The organism is Methylomonas sp. DH-1, from assembly GCF_046097555.1.
In the GTDB taxonomy this organism is placed as follows: Bacteria; Pseudomonadota; Gammaproteobacteria; order Methylococcales; family Methylomonadaceae; genus Methylomonas; species Methylomonas koyamae.
This window is the reverse complement of sequence record NZ_CP143089.1, coordinates 812,398-826,913: the sequence shown is the minus strand read 5'-3', so window position 1 is coordinate 826,913 and position 14,516 is coordinate 812,398. Positions and strand designations below refer to the sequence as shown.

Genomic DNA, 14,516 nt, shown 5'->3' with positions numbered 1-14,516 from the left:
CCAAACGCTAAACCTAACTATACTGAGGCCCTGCAAAATGAACAAGCCAAGCCAATTACATTCGCTTGATTCAGAACTCGTCAAAATCAAAGATGCCAAGCATCACGATCCTTTCTCGGTCTTGGGCCGCCATACCGTAGGCAGCGACACCATCATCCGCACCTTTTTGCCCTACGCCGAATCCGTCAAATTCGAAGCCGACGGCGGCGAATTTCAGCGCATCCCGGACAGCGATTTCTTCGAATACCGCCCCGGCAAAACCGCCGTTATTCCTGCGCACTACCAATTGTCCTGGTTGGACAAGGACGGCCATACTCACCACCACTACGACCCCTATTGCTTCGGCCCGGTGTTGCCGGAATTCGACCAGCATTTGTTCGGCGAGGGCCGGCATTGGCACATTTACCAAAAGCTCGGCGCACACCAGCTTACGGTCGACGGCATTGAGGGCGTGCATTTCGCGGTCTGGGCGCCTAATGCGCAACGGGTCAGCGTCATCGGCGATTTCAACCGCTGGGACGGCCGCGGCCATCCGATGCGCAGCCTGGGCAGCAGCGGCATTTGGGAAATCTTCATTCCGGGCTTGAGCGTCGGCTGTCTGTACAAATTCGAAATCCTCAATCGCCACAGCGGCCAGGTGCTGGTTAAAACCGACCCCTACGGCCAACAATTCGAATTTCGTCCGGCCACCGCTGCGGTCGTGGTCGACGAGAACGCTTACACCTGGGGCGACGGCGCCTGGATGGAACAACGGCCGCAACACGACTGGCTGCATCAGCCGATGTCGATCTACGAGGTACATCTGGGTTCATGGCGGCGCGACCATCGCGGCAATTTCCTGAACTACCGCGAACTGGCCGAACAATTGGTCGATTACGTCAAGGAGATGGGCTTTACCCACATCGAACTGTTGCCGGTCACCGAACATCCGCTGGACATTTCCTGGGGCTACCAGACCACCGGTTATTTCGCGCCGACCAGCCGCCACGGCACGCCGGACGACTTCCGCTTTTTCGTCGACCATTGCCACCAGAACGGCATCGGCGTGATTCTGGATTGGGTCCCGGCCCATTTTCCGAAAGACAGCTTCGCGCTGGGCCGCTTCGACGGCACCCCGTTGTACGAACACGAAGACCCGCGCAAAGGCGAACACCGCGATTGGGGCACGCTGATCTACAACTACAGCCGTAACGAAGTGAAAAACTTCCTGCTGTCCAGCGCCTTCTTCTGGCTGGAGGAATTCCATCTGGACGGCCTGCGGGTCGATGCGGTGGCGTCGATGCTGTATCTGGATTACTCGCGCGACGCCAACGACTGGATTCCGAACATGTACGGCGGCAACGAAAACCTGGAAGCGATCGACTTCTTGCGCCACATGAATACCGTCACTCACGAGCAGCACCCCGGCACCGTGATCATGGCCGAGGAATCCACCTCTTGGCCGCAAGTGACCCGGCCGACCTGGACCGGCGGCCTGGGTTTCTCGATGAAATGGAACATGGGCTGGATGCACGACATTCTTCATTACATGCAGGAGGAACCGATCCACCGCTCCTACCATCACGATTCGCTGACTTTCGGCCTGCTCTATGCATTTACCGAAAACTTCGTACTGCCGTTCTCCCACGACGAAGTGGTACACGGCAAAGGCTCGATGCTGAACAAAATGCCCGGCGACGAATGGCAGCGCTTCGCCAACCTGCGTCTGTTGTACACGATGATGTTTACCTATCCCGGTAAAAAACTGTTGTTCATGGGCTGCGAATTCGGCCAAGGCACCGAATGGAGCTGCAACCGTACCCTGGACTGGTACGTACTGGATTACGCCCACCATCGCGGCTTACAGACGCTGGTCAAGGATTTGAACAAACTTTACCGCAACCATGCCGCCTTGCACCGTTACGATTTCGAACACCAAGGCTTCGAATGGATCGACTGCCACGACTACCAGCAATCCATCATCAGTTACCGCCGCAAGTCGGCGCACGAAGACTTGATCGTGGTGCTGAACTTTACGCCGGTGCCGCGGGAAAGTTACCGGATCGGCGTGCCCAATCCCGGCACCTACTACGAAATATTCAATTCCGATTCGCAATACTACGATGGTAGCAACCTTGGCAATGGCGCCGTGCTTAGCGAACCGCAACCGTGGATGGGCCAACAACACTCGATTGCGATCACGTTACCGCCCTTGGCCGGCATCATCTTGAAAATGTAATTTGCCACATGAAAAAAATTCTGTTCGCCAGCAGCGAAACCCATCCCTTGATCAAAACCGGCGGCCTGGCCGACGTCGCCGGCAGTTTGCCGCTAGCCTTGGCCGATTTGGGCCAGGATGTGCGCATCATCATGCCCAACTACCAGGCCATCAAGAACTGCGAACCGGGCCGTTACCTGTGTACGGTGCGCGTCAACAATTGCGACGTCAACTTATTGGAAACCCGGCTGCCGGACAGCAACATCATCGTCTGGCTAGTCGATTACCCGCCGTTTTTCAACGTCCCCGGCAACCCCTACCTCGACGAAGCCGGGCGACCCTGGGCCAATATCGGCGAACGCTTTGCGCTGTTTTGCCGCATCATCGTCGAAGTGGCGATGAACCGGGCCTACCTGGACTGGCGCACCGACATCCTGCATTGCAACGACTGGCAAACCGGACTGGCGCCGGCGCTGTTGTCATTGGAGCAGGATCGGCCGGCAACGGTGTTTACGATCCATAACATGGCTTACCAGGGCCTGTTTCCCGGCAGCGCCTATTCGCAACTGAATTTGCCCGGCCAGTTGTTGCACCCGGAAGGGCTCGAATTCCACGGCATGCTGTCGTTCATCAAGGGCGGTTTGGCCTATTCCGACCGCATCACCACGGTCAGCCCCACCTACGCCCAGGAAATCCAGACTCCGGAATTCGGTTACGGCCTGGAAGGCTTGCTGGCGCACAAGCAGCAACAACTGAGCGGCATCATTAACGGCATCGATACGACAGTTTGGGACCCGAGCAGCGACAGTTATCTGGCGCACAATTACACGGCGGACAAGTTGGAAGGCAAACAGGCCAATAAAGCTGCGTTGCAACATGAGTTGGGCCTACCGGTCGAGGCCGATGTGCCGTTATTCGGTCTGATCGGCCGACTGGTGGAACAGAAGGGCATAGACTTGGTGTTGAACTGTCTGGCCGAAATGACGAACTTACCGCTGCAATTCGCCTTGCTGGGCAGCGGCGACAAGAGCATAGAGTACCGCTTGCAGGAATTCGCCCGGCTCTATCCGGAAAAAGTGGCCGTGACGATAGGCTACGACGAGCGTTTGGCGCACCGGATCGAAGCCGGTTCCGACATCTTCCTGATGCCGTCGCGGTTCGAACCTTGCGGACTGAACCAAATGTACAGCCAACGTTACGGCACCATCCCGATTGTCCGAAGAACCGGCGGCCTGGCCGATACCGTGGTCGACTCCCTGCCGGAAAGTATCGCCAACGGTACGGCCAGCGGCATCTCTTTCAACGATGCCTCGGCGGCGGCATTGATCGAAGCCATCAAGCGCAGCCTGGTCCTGTTCCACAATCCCAAAATCTGGCGCCAGATCCAACGCAATGCGATGGCCAAGGATTTCTCGTGGAAAAACAGCGCGGCACAATACCTGGCCTTGTACGATGAAATATAAGGCGGTTTGCCTGGCGCTGGTGCTACTAGCCGGGCAAACCACGCTGGCCGGCGAGCCGGTGATGGAAGTGATTCCGCTCGCCAACCGACCGGCTGCCGAAATCCTGCCGTTGTTGGCGCCGCTACTGGACGGCGAAGACCGGGTGGTGGACAACGGCAGCAGCCTGATCGTCAGAACCAGCCCGGAACGGCTGGCGAATATCCAATCGCTGGTCCGCAAACTGGACGCCCGCCTCAGCAATCTTATGATCAGCGTGTTGCAGACCAGCACCAAAACCGCCGCCGAACTCAACGCGGAGGCGGCAATCGCCGTGTCGCCGCATGCGATTCGGATGCGGGGCATGGTCGGCAACACGGCCGATTTGGAAAACCGCCAGCAACACCAACAATTGCGTACCCTGGAAGGCCAGCCGGCCATCATCAGAACCGGCGAGGTGCGGCCGGTACATAGCCACAACGTCTACCAGTACGGTTACGGCGCCACCGTCTACAGCAACACCCAAATGGTCGAAGCGACGACTGGTTTCGCCGTCACGCCGCGCTTGGTCGGCCAGCAAGTGGTCCTCGATGTCGCCCCCTGGTCGGACCGCTTTCGCCAGAACGGCCAACTCGACACCCAATCGGCGCAGACCTCGATACGCGCCAATCTGGGCGAATGGGTCGAAATCGCCGGCAACGTCGACGACGAAAATAGCCAGGGTAGCGGCTTCGATAGCTTCAACCACGCTAGCCGGCACAACCGGCTGCGGATACTGATAAAAGTGGAAACCGCCGATTAATCGGTTTTAGTCGGCAAAATGCCGTGCCGGCGACGTTTTCAGCATCGATCGGCCGACGCCCGGCCTCATCCGCCAATATACTTAGGCATCTTCGTCAACCGCGCGTAAGTCACACCCTATATGGCTCCACGTTTTCTATCCTTGGCCGCAATCGCGGCGATTGCGCTTATTGCCGCGCTCTGCCCTGCGCCGGCAGCCGCACAGGATATTCTGCGAATTTTGGCCTGGGCCGGTTACGCCGACGCCGATACCGTCCGCGAGTTCGAAATTCGCCACGGCGCCGCAGTGGAAGTAACTTACGCCAATTCCGACGACGACCTGTGGTACAAAATCAACAGCGCCGCCTACGACGTGTTTGCAGTCAATACCGCCGAATTGCAGCGTTATATCGACCGGCATTTGGTACAGGCGCTCGATCCCGGCCGGCTCGCCAATCATGCCCGGCAATTGCCGCGCTTCCGCGATCTGAATGCGATTCCCGGCTTGGTACGGCAGGGGCAAGTATTTGCAATCCCCTACACCTACGCGGAAATGGGCTTGATCTACAACCGCAAAACCATGGCCGAAGCGCCGCGATCGATGGCCGCGATGTGGGACCCGGCCTACCGGGGCCGGGTGCTGGCGTTCAATACCAGCAACCATAATTTCTCGTTGGTCGGGCTGTTGCTGGGGGCCGCCGACCCGTTTCGCCTCTCCGATCGCGAGCTGGCCACAGCCGCGCGGGAACTGGCGAAATTGCGCCGCAACGTGCTGACTTTTTATTCGACTGCGGAAGAAGCGGTGGAACTGTTTACTCGCCACGGCGTTGCGCTGGTGTTCGGCAATTACGGCAACCAACAAGTGAAGGCCTTGCGCGATGCCGGCGCCGACGTCGGCTACGTGATTCCGCAAGAAGGCGCACTGGCTTGGCTGGACTGCTGGGCGGTTACCCGCAACGCAGGCAACCCGGCTTTGGCCGCACAATGGATCGATTACACGCTGGAACCGGCCGTCAGCGAACGCCTCAGCATTCGCCACGGCCTAGCCAATACCGTTACCGTCCAGCCCGGCGGCGAAACCCGGCAAAAACTGGTCTGGCTGGAACCCGTCGCCAATCCCGAGCTGCAAAAGCGGCTTTGGGACCGCATCATTTCCGGCGAACCGCCCGAGGCGTTTTAATGCGGGCGAGCGTCGGCATCAAACTGGGATTCTGGCTAGCGTTGCTCGGCACCGCTTCCACCGGTTTGACCGGTTACTACGTCTACGACCGCAGCCGACAATTGCTGGTCGGCGCCGCACAGGCCCAATTGTTGAGCACGGTCCAGGGCTTGTCTCACCGCTTCGGCGATGCGCTGGCCACAACCGCGAAAGACGCAAAAACACTGGCGAATTTACCGCTTTGCCGGCAAATCGCCTTGGCCAAACCCGGCAGCGAGCCGGCCGCGGCCAAGGCGCAACTGGCCGACCTGTTTTCCGCCTTGCTGAAGAGCCACCCGGAATACAGCCAGGTCCGGCTGATCCACGCCCAGCACTATGGTAAGGAACTGGTCCGGGTCGACCGCGACCGCGACAGTGTGCAAATCGTGGCGGATGCGCAATTGCAGGAAAAAAACCATTTTCCGTATGTATTCGAGACCCTCAGCCTGCCCGCTACCGAAGAGATATACGTCTCGGAGATCAATTTAAACCAGGAACTGGGCGCCCATCAGGGTTTCGGCAAACCGACCGTACGCGTCGCCGTACCGATTGGGTCCGCGCCAGACGGCTACATCGCGCTGGTAGTGGTCAACGTCGATCTGGACGGCCTGTTCACACTGATCGCCGGCAAATTGCCCGCCGGCATCCGCTTGTTGCTCAGCAACGGTAGCGGCGATTATCTGATCCACCCCGACCAGGCCAAAACCTTCGGCTTCGAGCGCGGCCGCCGCTTCGTGATACAAGACGACATCCCCGAAGTCGGCGAGGTGTTGTACGGCAAACGCACGTCTGCGGTATTTGCCACCGGAACCGAGCAAACCTTGGCGGCATCGTCTTTGGCGGCGTTCGCCAAGTTACCGCTGGGTCCGCAAAACCGGCGTTTCGCGCTGTTGGGCGTTTACACGCCGCTGGCCGAGGTGTTGGCCGGCAGCCATACCCTGGGCTGGAAGGTCGTGGAGATCACGGCGATCTTCAGCCTGCTGGCCAGCGCGATCTCATTGGTTTTGGCCAGAATCCTGGCCAAGCCGCTGAACCAGATGACCCAGGCCGTCAGCCGGTTTCAACTGGGGCAACCCCTGGATGCGGCCCCTACCGGACGCCGCGACGAAATCGGCTATCTGGCCAACAGTTTCGTGTCGATGACCCAACAATTGAACGCCCAGGTCGCCGAATTGTATGCGTCCGAAGCGAAATTGCACGCCATTCTGGACAATGCTCCGGTCGGCATTTGGTTGATTGGCATGGACCGGCGGTTTGCCTTCGCCAACAAGACCTTTTGCAGCCATCTGGGCCTGCCGGAAAAGCAAGTCGTCGCTTACCCGAACTTGGCCGAATTGCTGGGCGAGGAACTGGCCGCCCGCTTTAGCGTGGCCGACCAGGCCTGCCTGAACGGCTCCGGCCCGGTTCACCAAGCGTTGGAACGGGTGAAATTCGCCGACGGCAAGCGCCGGGTCCTACAGATTACCCGCACCCGGCTGCAAGACATCAACGGCAAACCGGTCGGCGTGATCGGCATCGCCATGGACATTTCCGACCGCCAGCATGCCGCGGACCGGGAACGCGCCCACAACCACGTCCTGGAGCTGGTCGCCAAGGGCGCACCGTTGGCCGGCACTCTGGACGCCGTGGTCCTGGCAGTCGAAACCCAGAATCCGGACCTGCTCTGCTCGATTCTGTTATTGGATGAGCAAGGCAAACGCTTGCATATCGCGGCCGCGCCCCACTTGCCGGACTTAGCCGACAGCGCGCTGGATGGCTTGCCGGTCGAGATCGGTGCCGGCAACCACGCCAGCGCAGCCTATTGCGCCGAGCGCACCATCGTCGAAGACATCCAGCAGCATCCGTATTGGGCACCGTTCAAAGAACTGGCCGCCCAGGCCGGACTCGGCGCCTGCTGGTCGGAACCGATCCGCGACGCTTCCGGCAAACTGCTCGGCTGCCTGGCAATTTACCAACACAAACCGGCCGCACCGAGTGCCGACGACTTGCTGGCCATAGAGCAGGCCGCCAACCTGGCCGGCATTGCCGTCGAGCGCAGCCGCAGCACCGAGGCGCTGCAATTGGCGTCGCTGGTATACCAGAACAGCAGCGAAGCGATGGCAGTGATGGATGCCGACTGCGCCATCATCACGGTCAACCCGGCTTTTACCGAACTGACCGGCTATACGCTGGCCGAGGTAGCCGGCCAAAGCCACGCCATCTTGAATTCGAATCGGCAGAGCGAGCAGTTTTACCAAGCCATGCTGCATGTAATCGGCAGCAGCGGCCACTGGAAAGGCGAACTTTGGAACCGGCGCAAGAACGGCGAGATCTTTGCCGAATTGCTGACCATCAACACCATTTTCAACGCCGACGGCAGCCCGCACCGGCGCGTAGCGATGTTCTCGGACATCACCCAGAAAAAACAATCCGAGGAATTGATCTGGACCCAGGCCAATTTCGATCCGCTGACCGGCTTGCCCAACCGGCGCATGTTCCACGACCGGCTGGACCAGGAAACCAAAAAGTGCCAACGCAGCGGCTTGCCGCTGGCGCTGATTTTCATCGACCTGGACCGGTTCAAGGAAATCAACGATACGCTGGGCCACGACATGGGCGACATGCTGTTGAAAGACGCCGCGCTACGTTTGAGCCGTTGCGTGCGGGAATCGGATACGGTGGCGCGGCTCGGCGGCGACGAATTCACTATGATACTGCCGGAACTGGACGACATTGCCAGCGCCGAGCGGGTTGCGCAAAGTATTTTGCGGACGTTGGCCGAACCCTTCCAACTGAAAAACAAGGTCGCCTATTTATCGGCCAGCGTCGGCATTACCCTGTATCCGCAAGACGCCGAAAAAATCGATGCGTTGATCAAAAACGCCGACCAGGCCATGTACGCCGCCAAGCATCAGGGCCGCAACCGCTATTGTTATTTCACGCCGGCCATGCATGCCGCCGCCCACAAACGGATGTTGATCGCCGACGATTTGCGTAGCGCGCTGGCAAACGGCCAGTTCCGGCTTTACTACCAACCGATCGTCGAACTGGCTTCCGGCAAGATTATGAAGGCCGAGGCCCTATTGCGCTGGCACCACCCCGAGCGCGGGCCGATCAATCCGGCCGAGTTCATCCCGATTGCCGAAGACAACGGCCTGATCGTCGACATCGGCAACTGGGTGTTCGAGCAGGCCGCGCGGCAAGCCCGGCGCTGGCGGGAGCATTACCATCCCGAGTTCCAGATCAGTATCAACAAATCTCCGGCGCAATTTTACGGCAGCCAATCGCACGACGCATGGCTCGACTATCTGCAGGAATTGGGGCTGGCGGGGCAAGGGCTGGTCGTGGAAATTACCGAGGGACTGCTGCTGGATGCCAGCAATGTGGTACGAAACAGCCTGCAAGCGTTTCGCGACGCCGGCATGCAGATATCGCTGGACGACTTCGGCACCGGTTATTCGGCATTGGCTTATCTGAAAAAATTCGATATCGATTATTTGAAAATCGACCGTTCCTTCGTCGCCAATTTAGCGCCGGACTCGAGCGACATGGCGTTATGCGAAGCCATCATCGTCATGGCGCACAAGCTGGGCATGCAGGTGATCGCCGAAGGCCTGGAAACCGAAAACCAGCACCGCTTGCTGCTGGAATCCGGCTGCGACTTCGGCCAAGGCTACCACTTTTCGCGGCCATTGCCGGCCGAGGATTTCGAGCGGTTTTTAAGTGCGGCCGAGCGGCCGGACTGAACGCTTACTTGATTTTAAGTTTCAGCAGATGCACGCGGCGGTTATCGGCGCGCAACACCTCGAAACAAAAATCGCCGATTTCGACTTTTTCGCCTTTCTTTGGAAAATGCTCCAAACGTTGCACGATCAAACCGCCGATGGTGTCGTATTCGTCGTCTTCCAGATCGGCGGAAAAATAGTCGTTGAATTCTTCGATCGGCGTTAATGCGTTCAGAATGAATTCCTTTTCGCCACGCTGCGAAATGAATTCCTGGACCTCGTCATCGTCGTGCTCATCCTCGATTTTGCCGACGATTTGCTCCAGTACGTCTTCGATGGTAACCAAGCCGGCGGCGTTGCCGTATTCATCGACCACGATCGCCATATGGTTGCGTTCGGTACGAAATTCCTTCAGTAACACGTTCAGCCGTTTGCTTTCCGGCACCAAGTTGACCGGCCGCATCACGTCTTCCACCTTCAGCGCTTTGTTGCGCAAGGCGTGGGCCAGCAAATCCTTGGCCAATAGAATGCCGACCACTTTGCTGCGGTCTTCTTCGATGACGGGAAAACGGGAATGGGCAAATTCGACGACCAGCGGAAAGATAGTTTCCAGTTCGGCCTCGCGCGGCACCACCACCATCTGCGAACGCGGGATCATGATGTCTCTGACTCGCATCTCCGCGACATGCATGACGCCCTCCATCATGGATAACGCGTCGGAATCGAGTAAATGTTTTTCTTGCGACTCTCTTAATATCTCCAGCAAGTCTTCCTGGTCTTGCGGCTCCCCACTCAGAAAATGGCCGATGCGTTCGATCAGGCTTTTCTGATGGGGCTGGCTACTCGGGGGGTTACCATCGCTCATTGCTTACTATCCTCCAGATAGGGATTGGCTATGTTTAATCGGCTTAGAATGTCAATTTCCAGCGCTTCCATTTGTTCCGCGTCTTGCTCTTCGATGTGGTCATACCCTAGCAAATGCAATACGCCGTGTACAGTGATATGCGCCCAATGGTGTTCGGGCAATTTGCCTTGTTCGGCCGCCTCGCGCGCCAGCACCGGCGCACAAATCACCAGATCGCCCAACAGGTCGAGCTCCACGCCCGGCGGCGCCTCGAACGGAAAGCTGAGGATATTGGTCGGGCCGGATTTATGCCGGTATTGGCTGTTCAATTCGGCGCTTTCCGCGGTATCGACCAGACGAATCGTCACTTCGCTGTCGCGTTGGAAATCGGATAAGGCGGCGTCGACCCAGGTTTGGAACTGCTCGGCGGCGGGATAGGCCGACTCGGTAGCAATTTGCAAATCGATATAGTTCACGGCGTGTTTTTGCCCTGTTCCAGATCGTAGCGGTCGTACGCCGCAACGATGCGTTGCACCAACGGGTGCCTGACCACGTCGCGCACGCCGAAAAAGGTGAAGCTGATCCCTTCCACGTCTTTCAATACTTTCAAAACATGCTTCAGACCGGACATTTTTTCGCTGGGCAGATCGATTTGGGTCACGTCGCCGGTAATCACCGCGGTGGAGCCGAAACCGACCCGGGTCAAGAACATTTTGATCTGTTCCACCGTGGTATTTTGAGCTTCGTCGAGAATGATGAAGGAATCGTTCAAGGTTCTGCCGCGCATGAACGCCAGCGGCGCGACTTCGATGACGTTTTTCTCCAGCAGTTTCTCGACCCGCTCGAAGCCAAGCATATCGTATAAAGCGTCGTACAACGGCCGCAAATAAGGGTCGACCTTCTGCGCCATGTCGCCGGGCAAAAAACCCAGTTTCTCGCCGGCTTCCACGGCCGGGCGTACCAAGATGATCCGCCGGACAGTCTCGTTTTGCAAGGCTTCGACGGCACAAGCCACCGCCAGATAGGTTTTACCGGTGCCGGCCGGACCGACGCCGAAATTGATGTCGTGGCTGAGGATCTTGCGCAAATAATCCTGCTGATTGTGGCCTCTGCCTTTAATCACGCCGCGCTTGGTGCGAATCGCTACCGGCTCGTGGTTGGCCGCAGGCTGCAGCAGTTGGTCGATGCTGGCATCCTGCAAACTCAGATGCACCTGCTCCGGGGTAATTTCTTCGCGCTCGGTCATTTCGAACAGTTTTTGAATCACCGCGCAAGCCGCTTTGACCGCAGCATCGACGCCGGTGACCCGAAAATGGTTGCTGCGGTTGGCAATGTCCACATGCAGGCGCTGTTCGATTTGGCGGATGTGGCTATCGAGTTGGCCGCAGAAATTGGACAGGCGCTGGGCGTCGTCCGGCAACAGCGTGATTTCTTGAGAAAAATGCGAGGTATTCAACACTAGGCGGTCTGTCTGACTTTTTCGATGGAGGATTCCGACACGCGGCCGCGCAAAGAATTCGGCAACGCTTCGGTAATCAACACGTCGACGAATTGGCCGATCAGGCGCGGATGGGCGGCAAAATTAACCACCCGGTTGTTCTCGGTACGCCCGGTCAAGTGCAACGGATTTTTCTTCGAAACCCCTTCCACCAACACGCTTTGCACGCTGCCGACCATCCCTTCCGAAATGGCCATGAACATCTGGTTCAAACGTTCTTTCAAGCGTTGCAGACGCTGCTCCTTCACTTCGATGCTGACGTCGTCGGCAAAATTCGCAGCCGGCGTGCCGGGTCTGGCGCTAAAAATAAAACTGTAGGAAAAGTCGAAGCCGACTTCCTCGATCAGCGCCATCGTATCTTCGAAATCCTGCTCGGTTTCGCCGGGAAAACCGATGATGAAATCCGACGACAAACTGATTCCCGGCCGCACCGCTTTGATTTTGCGCATGATCTCCAGGTAATCCTCGCGGCGATGACCGCGTTTCATTTCGGCCAGAATCCGGTTGCTGCCGCTTTGTACCGGTAGATGCAAATGGTTGACCAACTGCGGAATCTCGGCGAAGGCTTCGATGATGTCGTCGGTGAATTCCAGCGGGTGCGAGGTAGTAAAGCGGATGCGGTCGATGCCATCGACGGCGGCGACGCAGTGCAGCAACAAGGCGAAACTGGCGATGTCGCCGTCTTCCATGGCGCCGCGGTAGGCGTTGACGTTCTGGCCGAGCAGATTGATCTCGCGGACGCCTTGCTTGGCCAGCGTTTCTATTTCGGCAATCACATCGTTCAGCGGCCGGCTGACTTCCTCGCCGCGGGTGTAAGGTACGACGCAATAAGTGCAATACTTGCTGCAACCTTCCATCACCGACACGAAGGCTTTCGGACCTTCGGCGCGCGGCTCCGGCAGGTTGTCGAATTTTTCGATTTCCGGGAAGGAAATATCGACCACATGCTTGTCGCCGCTACGCGCCTTGTTCAACAGTTCCGGCAGACGATGCAGGGTTTGCGGCCCGAATACGATGTCGACGTAAGGTGCGCGCTTTTGAAGAGCCGCGCCTTCCTGACTGGCGACGCAACCGCCGACGCCGATAATCACATCCGGGCGTTTGTCTTTGATCTTTTTCCAACGCCCGACCGCAGAAAACACTTTTTCCTGGGCTTTTTCCCGGATCGAACAGGTGTTCAGCAATAACACGTCAGCCTGTTCGGGGATATCGGTCAATTCCAAACCGTGCGATGCTTGCAGTACGTCCCGCATCTTGTCGGAATCGTACTCGTTCATTTGACAACCGTTAGTCTGTATATAAAGTTTTTGCGCCATGCTTGATGAGATACTCCAGCTCCTCTCACTAACAAAAAACCCCCGTCTCGCGACAGGGGCTGGTAACGGCCGGATTATAAACCCAATTTTCGGCAAATGCTTGTTTTATACGGCAATCCCCACTTGCAGCGCCTCGAACCAATCCAGAAACCGCCTGACATCGTCGCCCTTGAACATCCGGCCGTGTTGCGGGGCCAGGATTTGCACATCCAGTTTTCTGACCCGCTCAAGCCAAGCTCGCTTGGCTTGGTTGGACGGCATCCAGCGCTGGTGGAAATAGCGCATCTTTTCGATATGGGCCTCGAAATTATCGACGAATACCGGCGCGCCGGGCGCTTCCAACGCGGCGCCGACATCGCCCGACATTAAAATCTTGGCTTGCGGATCGTAAATATGAAAGTTGGCCGATGAATGCAGATAGTGCGCCGGCACGATTTGCAGTTCGACGCTGCCGAGATTGATCGTGCCACCGTGGTCCGGAATCGGCACGTATTCGATAGACTCGCAGCCGAAATGGCGTAAAAACCCCTCCCACAACTGCGCCGCGTGTAATTTGGCGTTCGGCAGAGCTTGGTCCCACAGGCCTAGAGACGAAATAATGTCAGGATCCTGATGCGATGCGAACAAATCGGTAATCTCCTCGACCGGGGCGTGGTGCAATACCGCAGCCAGCATCGGCGCGAACAGTTCGATGCCGCCGGGATCCAGCAACAGACAACGATCCGCGGTGCGCACCATGTATTGGTTGGTATCGATAATCTTTTCCGGCCGGTGCGGATCGCGGCCAAACATCACCCATTGGTGCGCGCCTTCGTAGATTCTGGTCATTTTCATATCGGATTCCTCTTCGCAACGGCCCCGCTCAATCGGCCAGATTGATAACGGTCAATGCGCTACGGCAACGGTGTACTTTGTCGTTAATGATTTGGGCGGCGTTATCGACGCTTTCGGCAACCGCTTGCAAGCTTTGCAGGTACTCGCCGGCTTGCGACGCTTCGATCCGGGAATTGGCGGCGATCACCCGCGCCGCGCGAGCCGGGTGCATCACTTCGGCCAATTTGACCAGCAATTCGGAAACGTGGATCGTAAACTCGCGGCGCGCAGCCTGGGCTTTATGCCGGGCTTGCTGTAATGGCCCCGCCAACGATGCGGCGTAACGCGCGCCCTGGGCCAGACGTTCGACCTGTTCGAAACGGCCGCAAGCTTCGGCCAAACGCTGTTCGTCGACCGTCAAGCGATAGAGCAGGAAGGCGTAATCGTTAATGTTGTTGACCAGTTCGATGGTATCTTTGGCCAATTCGTTAATGAAATCGGTGATGGGCTGGAAACCTTTGGCTTTTTCGCCGGCGCGAAAAGCGATAGCTTTGGCGTTGGCCGCGGCCAACGATATTTCTTTGGCAACTTCCATCACGGCGCTCAGTTCGGCGGCAATCGACGCGACCGCGACAAACTGGGATTTGGTTGGTTTGACTTGCATTTGGCGCGACCTCTTGCGGCTCTCCGTCTGACCTTGCAAAGCTTAGCCGACAAATTTGAGCGC

At 57.8% G+C, this 14,516-nt stretch carries 11 protein-coding genes and 1 pseudogene; 6 read left to right on the top strand and 6 right to left on the bottom strand.

The window, feature by feature from the left end:
* The first annotated feature begins 37 nt into the window (after positions 1–37).
* The 6 genes and pseudogenes from glgB to VXJ35_RS03890 all read left to right on the top strand — a co-directional run bounded on the left by glgB (position 38) and on the right by VXJ35_RS03890 (position 9,339).
* Entirely contained in the window at positions 38–2,218 is a 2,181-nt protein-coding gene (gene glgB, locus VXJ35_RS03915) for a 1,4-alpha-glucan branching protein GlgB (RefSeq protein ID WP_064020563.1), read from the top strand.
* A gap of 8 nt (positions 2,219–2,226) precedes the next feature.
* A complete protein-coding gene (glgA, locus tag VXJ35_RS03910; protein ID WP_064020562.1) occupies positions 2,227–3,660 on the top strand; it encodes a glycogen synthase GlgA in 1,434 nt (477 codons plus the stop codon).
* A complete protein-coding gene (locus VXJ35_RS03905) occupies positions 3,650–4,438 on the top strand; it encodes a secretin N-terminal domain-containing protein (protein WP_064020561.1) in 789 nt (262 codons plus the stop codon). Before glgA ends, VXJ35_RS03905 begins: the two co-directional genes overlap by 11 nt.
* 120 nt (positions 4,439–4,558) lie before the next feature.
* Positions 4,559–5,596 (top strand): extracellular solute-binding protein, encoded by a 1,038-nt coding sequence (locus tag VXJ35_RS03900; RefSeq protein WP_064020560.1) that lies wholly within the window; start codon positions 4,559–4,561, stop codon positions 5,594–5,596.
* Positions 5,596–7,143, top strand: a pseudogene (locus VXJ35_RS03895) (PAS domain-containing protein); the annotation flags it as partial. The gene VXJ35_RS03900 and the pseudogene VXJ35_RS03895, both read left to right, overlap by 1 nt.
* 75 nt (positions 7,144–7,218) lie before the next feature.
* Positions 7,219–9,339, top strand: coding sequence for a putative bifunctional diguanylate cyclase/phosphodiesterase (locus tag VXJ35_RS03890; protein ID WP_408953941.1), 2,121 nt, complete (start codon positions 7,219–7,221; stop codon positions 9,337–9,339).
* Positions 9,340–9,343: 4 nt separating this feature from the next.
* On the opposite strand, the gene VXJ35_RS03885 is transcribed toward VXJ35_RS03890, so the two are convergent.
* The 6 genes from VXJ35_RS03885 to VXJ35_RS03860 form a co-directional block, all read right to left on the bottom strand.
* Positions 9,344–10,183: an HlyC/CorC family transporter gene (locus VXJ35_RS03885; protein WP_054761594.1), complete on the bottom strand. Its 840-nt coding sequence runs from the start codon at positions 10,181–10,183 to the stop codon at positions 9,344–9,346.
* Positions 10,180–10,638 carry an rRNA maturation RNase YbeY gene (ybeY, locus tag VXJ35_RS03880; RefSeq protein ID WP_064020559.1) on the bottom strand — a complete coding sequence of 153 codons (459 nt, stop codon included), beginning with the start codon at positions 10,636–10,638 and terminating at the stop codon, positions 10,180–10,182. Before ybeY ends, VXJ35_RS03885 begins: the two co-directional genes overlap by 4 nt.
* The gene (locus VXJ35_RS03875) at positions 10,635–11,621 is read right to left on the bottom strand and encodes a PhoH family protein (RefSeq protein ID WP_064020558.1); all 987 of its coding nucleotides are present in this window, start codon (positions 11,619–11,621) and stop codon (positions 10,635–10,637) included. The genes ybeY and VXJ35_RS03875 overlap by 4 nt, the downstream gene beginning before the upstream one ends.
* A complete protein-coding gene (miaB, locus tag VXJ35_RS03870; protein ID WP_064020557.1) occupies positions 11,621–12,976 on the bottom strand; it encodes a tRNA (N6-isopentenyl adenosine(37)-C2)-methylthiotransferase MiaB in 1,356 nt (451 codons plus the stop codon). Before miaB ends, VXJ35_RS03875 begins: the two co-directional genes overlap by 1 nt.
* Before the next feature lie 105 nt (positions 12,977–13,081).
* Positions 13,082–13,810 carry an MBL fold metallo-hydrolase gene (locus VXJ35_RS03865; RefSeq protein ID WP_064020556.1) on the bottom strand — a complete coding sequence of 243 codons (729 nt, stop codon included), beginning with the start codon at positions 13,808–13,810 and terminating at the stop codon, positions 13,082–13,084.
* A 28-nt stretch (positions 13,811–13,838) separates the two neighbouring features.
* The gene (locus tag VXJ35_RS03860; RefSeq protein ID WP_064020555.1) at positions 13,839–14,453 is read right to left on the bottom strand and encodes a hypothetical protein; all 615 of its coding nucleotides are present in this window, start codon (positions 14,451–14,453) and stop codon (positions 13,839–13,841) included.
* Positions 14,454–14,516: the final 63 nt, after the last annotated feature.

Bases quoted from the DNA above. Each gene is read 5' to 3' on its own strand.
- glgB (WP_064020563.1), top strand. From the start codon at position 38: ATGAACAAGCCAAGCCAATTACATTCGCTTGATTCAGAACTCGTCAAA.
- glgA (WP_064020562.1), top strand. From the start codon at position 2,227: ATGAAAAAAATTCTGTTCGCCAGCAGCGAAACCCATCCCTTGATCAAA.
- VXJ35_RS03905 (WP_064020561.1), top strand. From the start codon at position 3,650: ATGAAATATAAGGCGGTTTGCCTGGCGCTGGTGCTACTAGCCGGGCAA.
- VXJ35_RS03900 (WP_064020560.1), top strand. From the start codon at position 4,559: ATGGCTCCACGTTTTCTATCCTTGGCCGCAATCGCGGCGATTGCGCTT.
- VXJ35_RS03885 (WP_054761594.1), bottom strand. From the start codon at position 10,183: ATGAGCGATGGTAACCCCCCGAGTAGCCAGCCCCATCAGAAAAGCCTG.
- miaB (WP_064020557.1), bottom strand. From the start codon at position 12,976: ATGGCGCAAAAACTTTATATACAGACTAACGGTTGTCAAATGAACGAG.
- VXJ35_RS03865 (WP_064020556.1), bottom strand. From the start codon at position 13,810: ATGAAAATGACCAGAATCTACGAAGGCGCGCACCAATGGGTGATGTTT.
- VXJ35_RS03860 (WP_064020555.1), bottom strand. From the start codon at position 14,453: ATGCAAGTCAAACCAACCAAATCCCAGTTTGTCGCGGTCGCGTCGATT.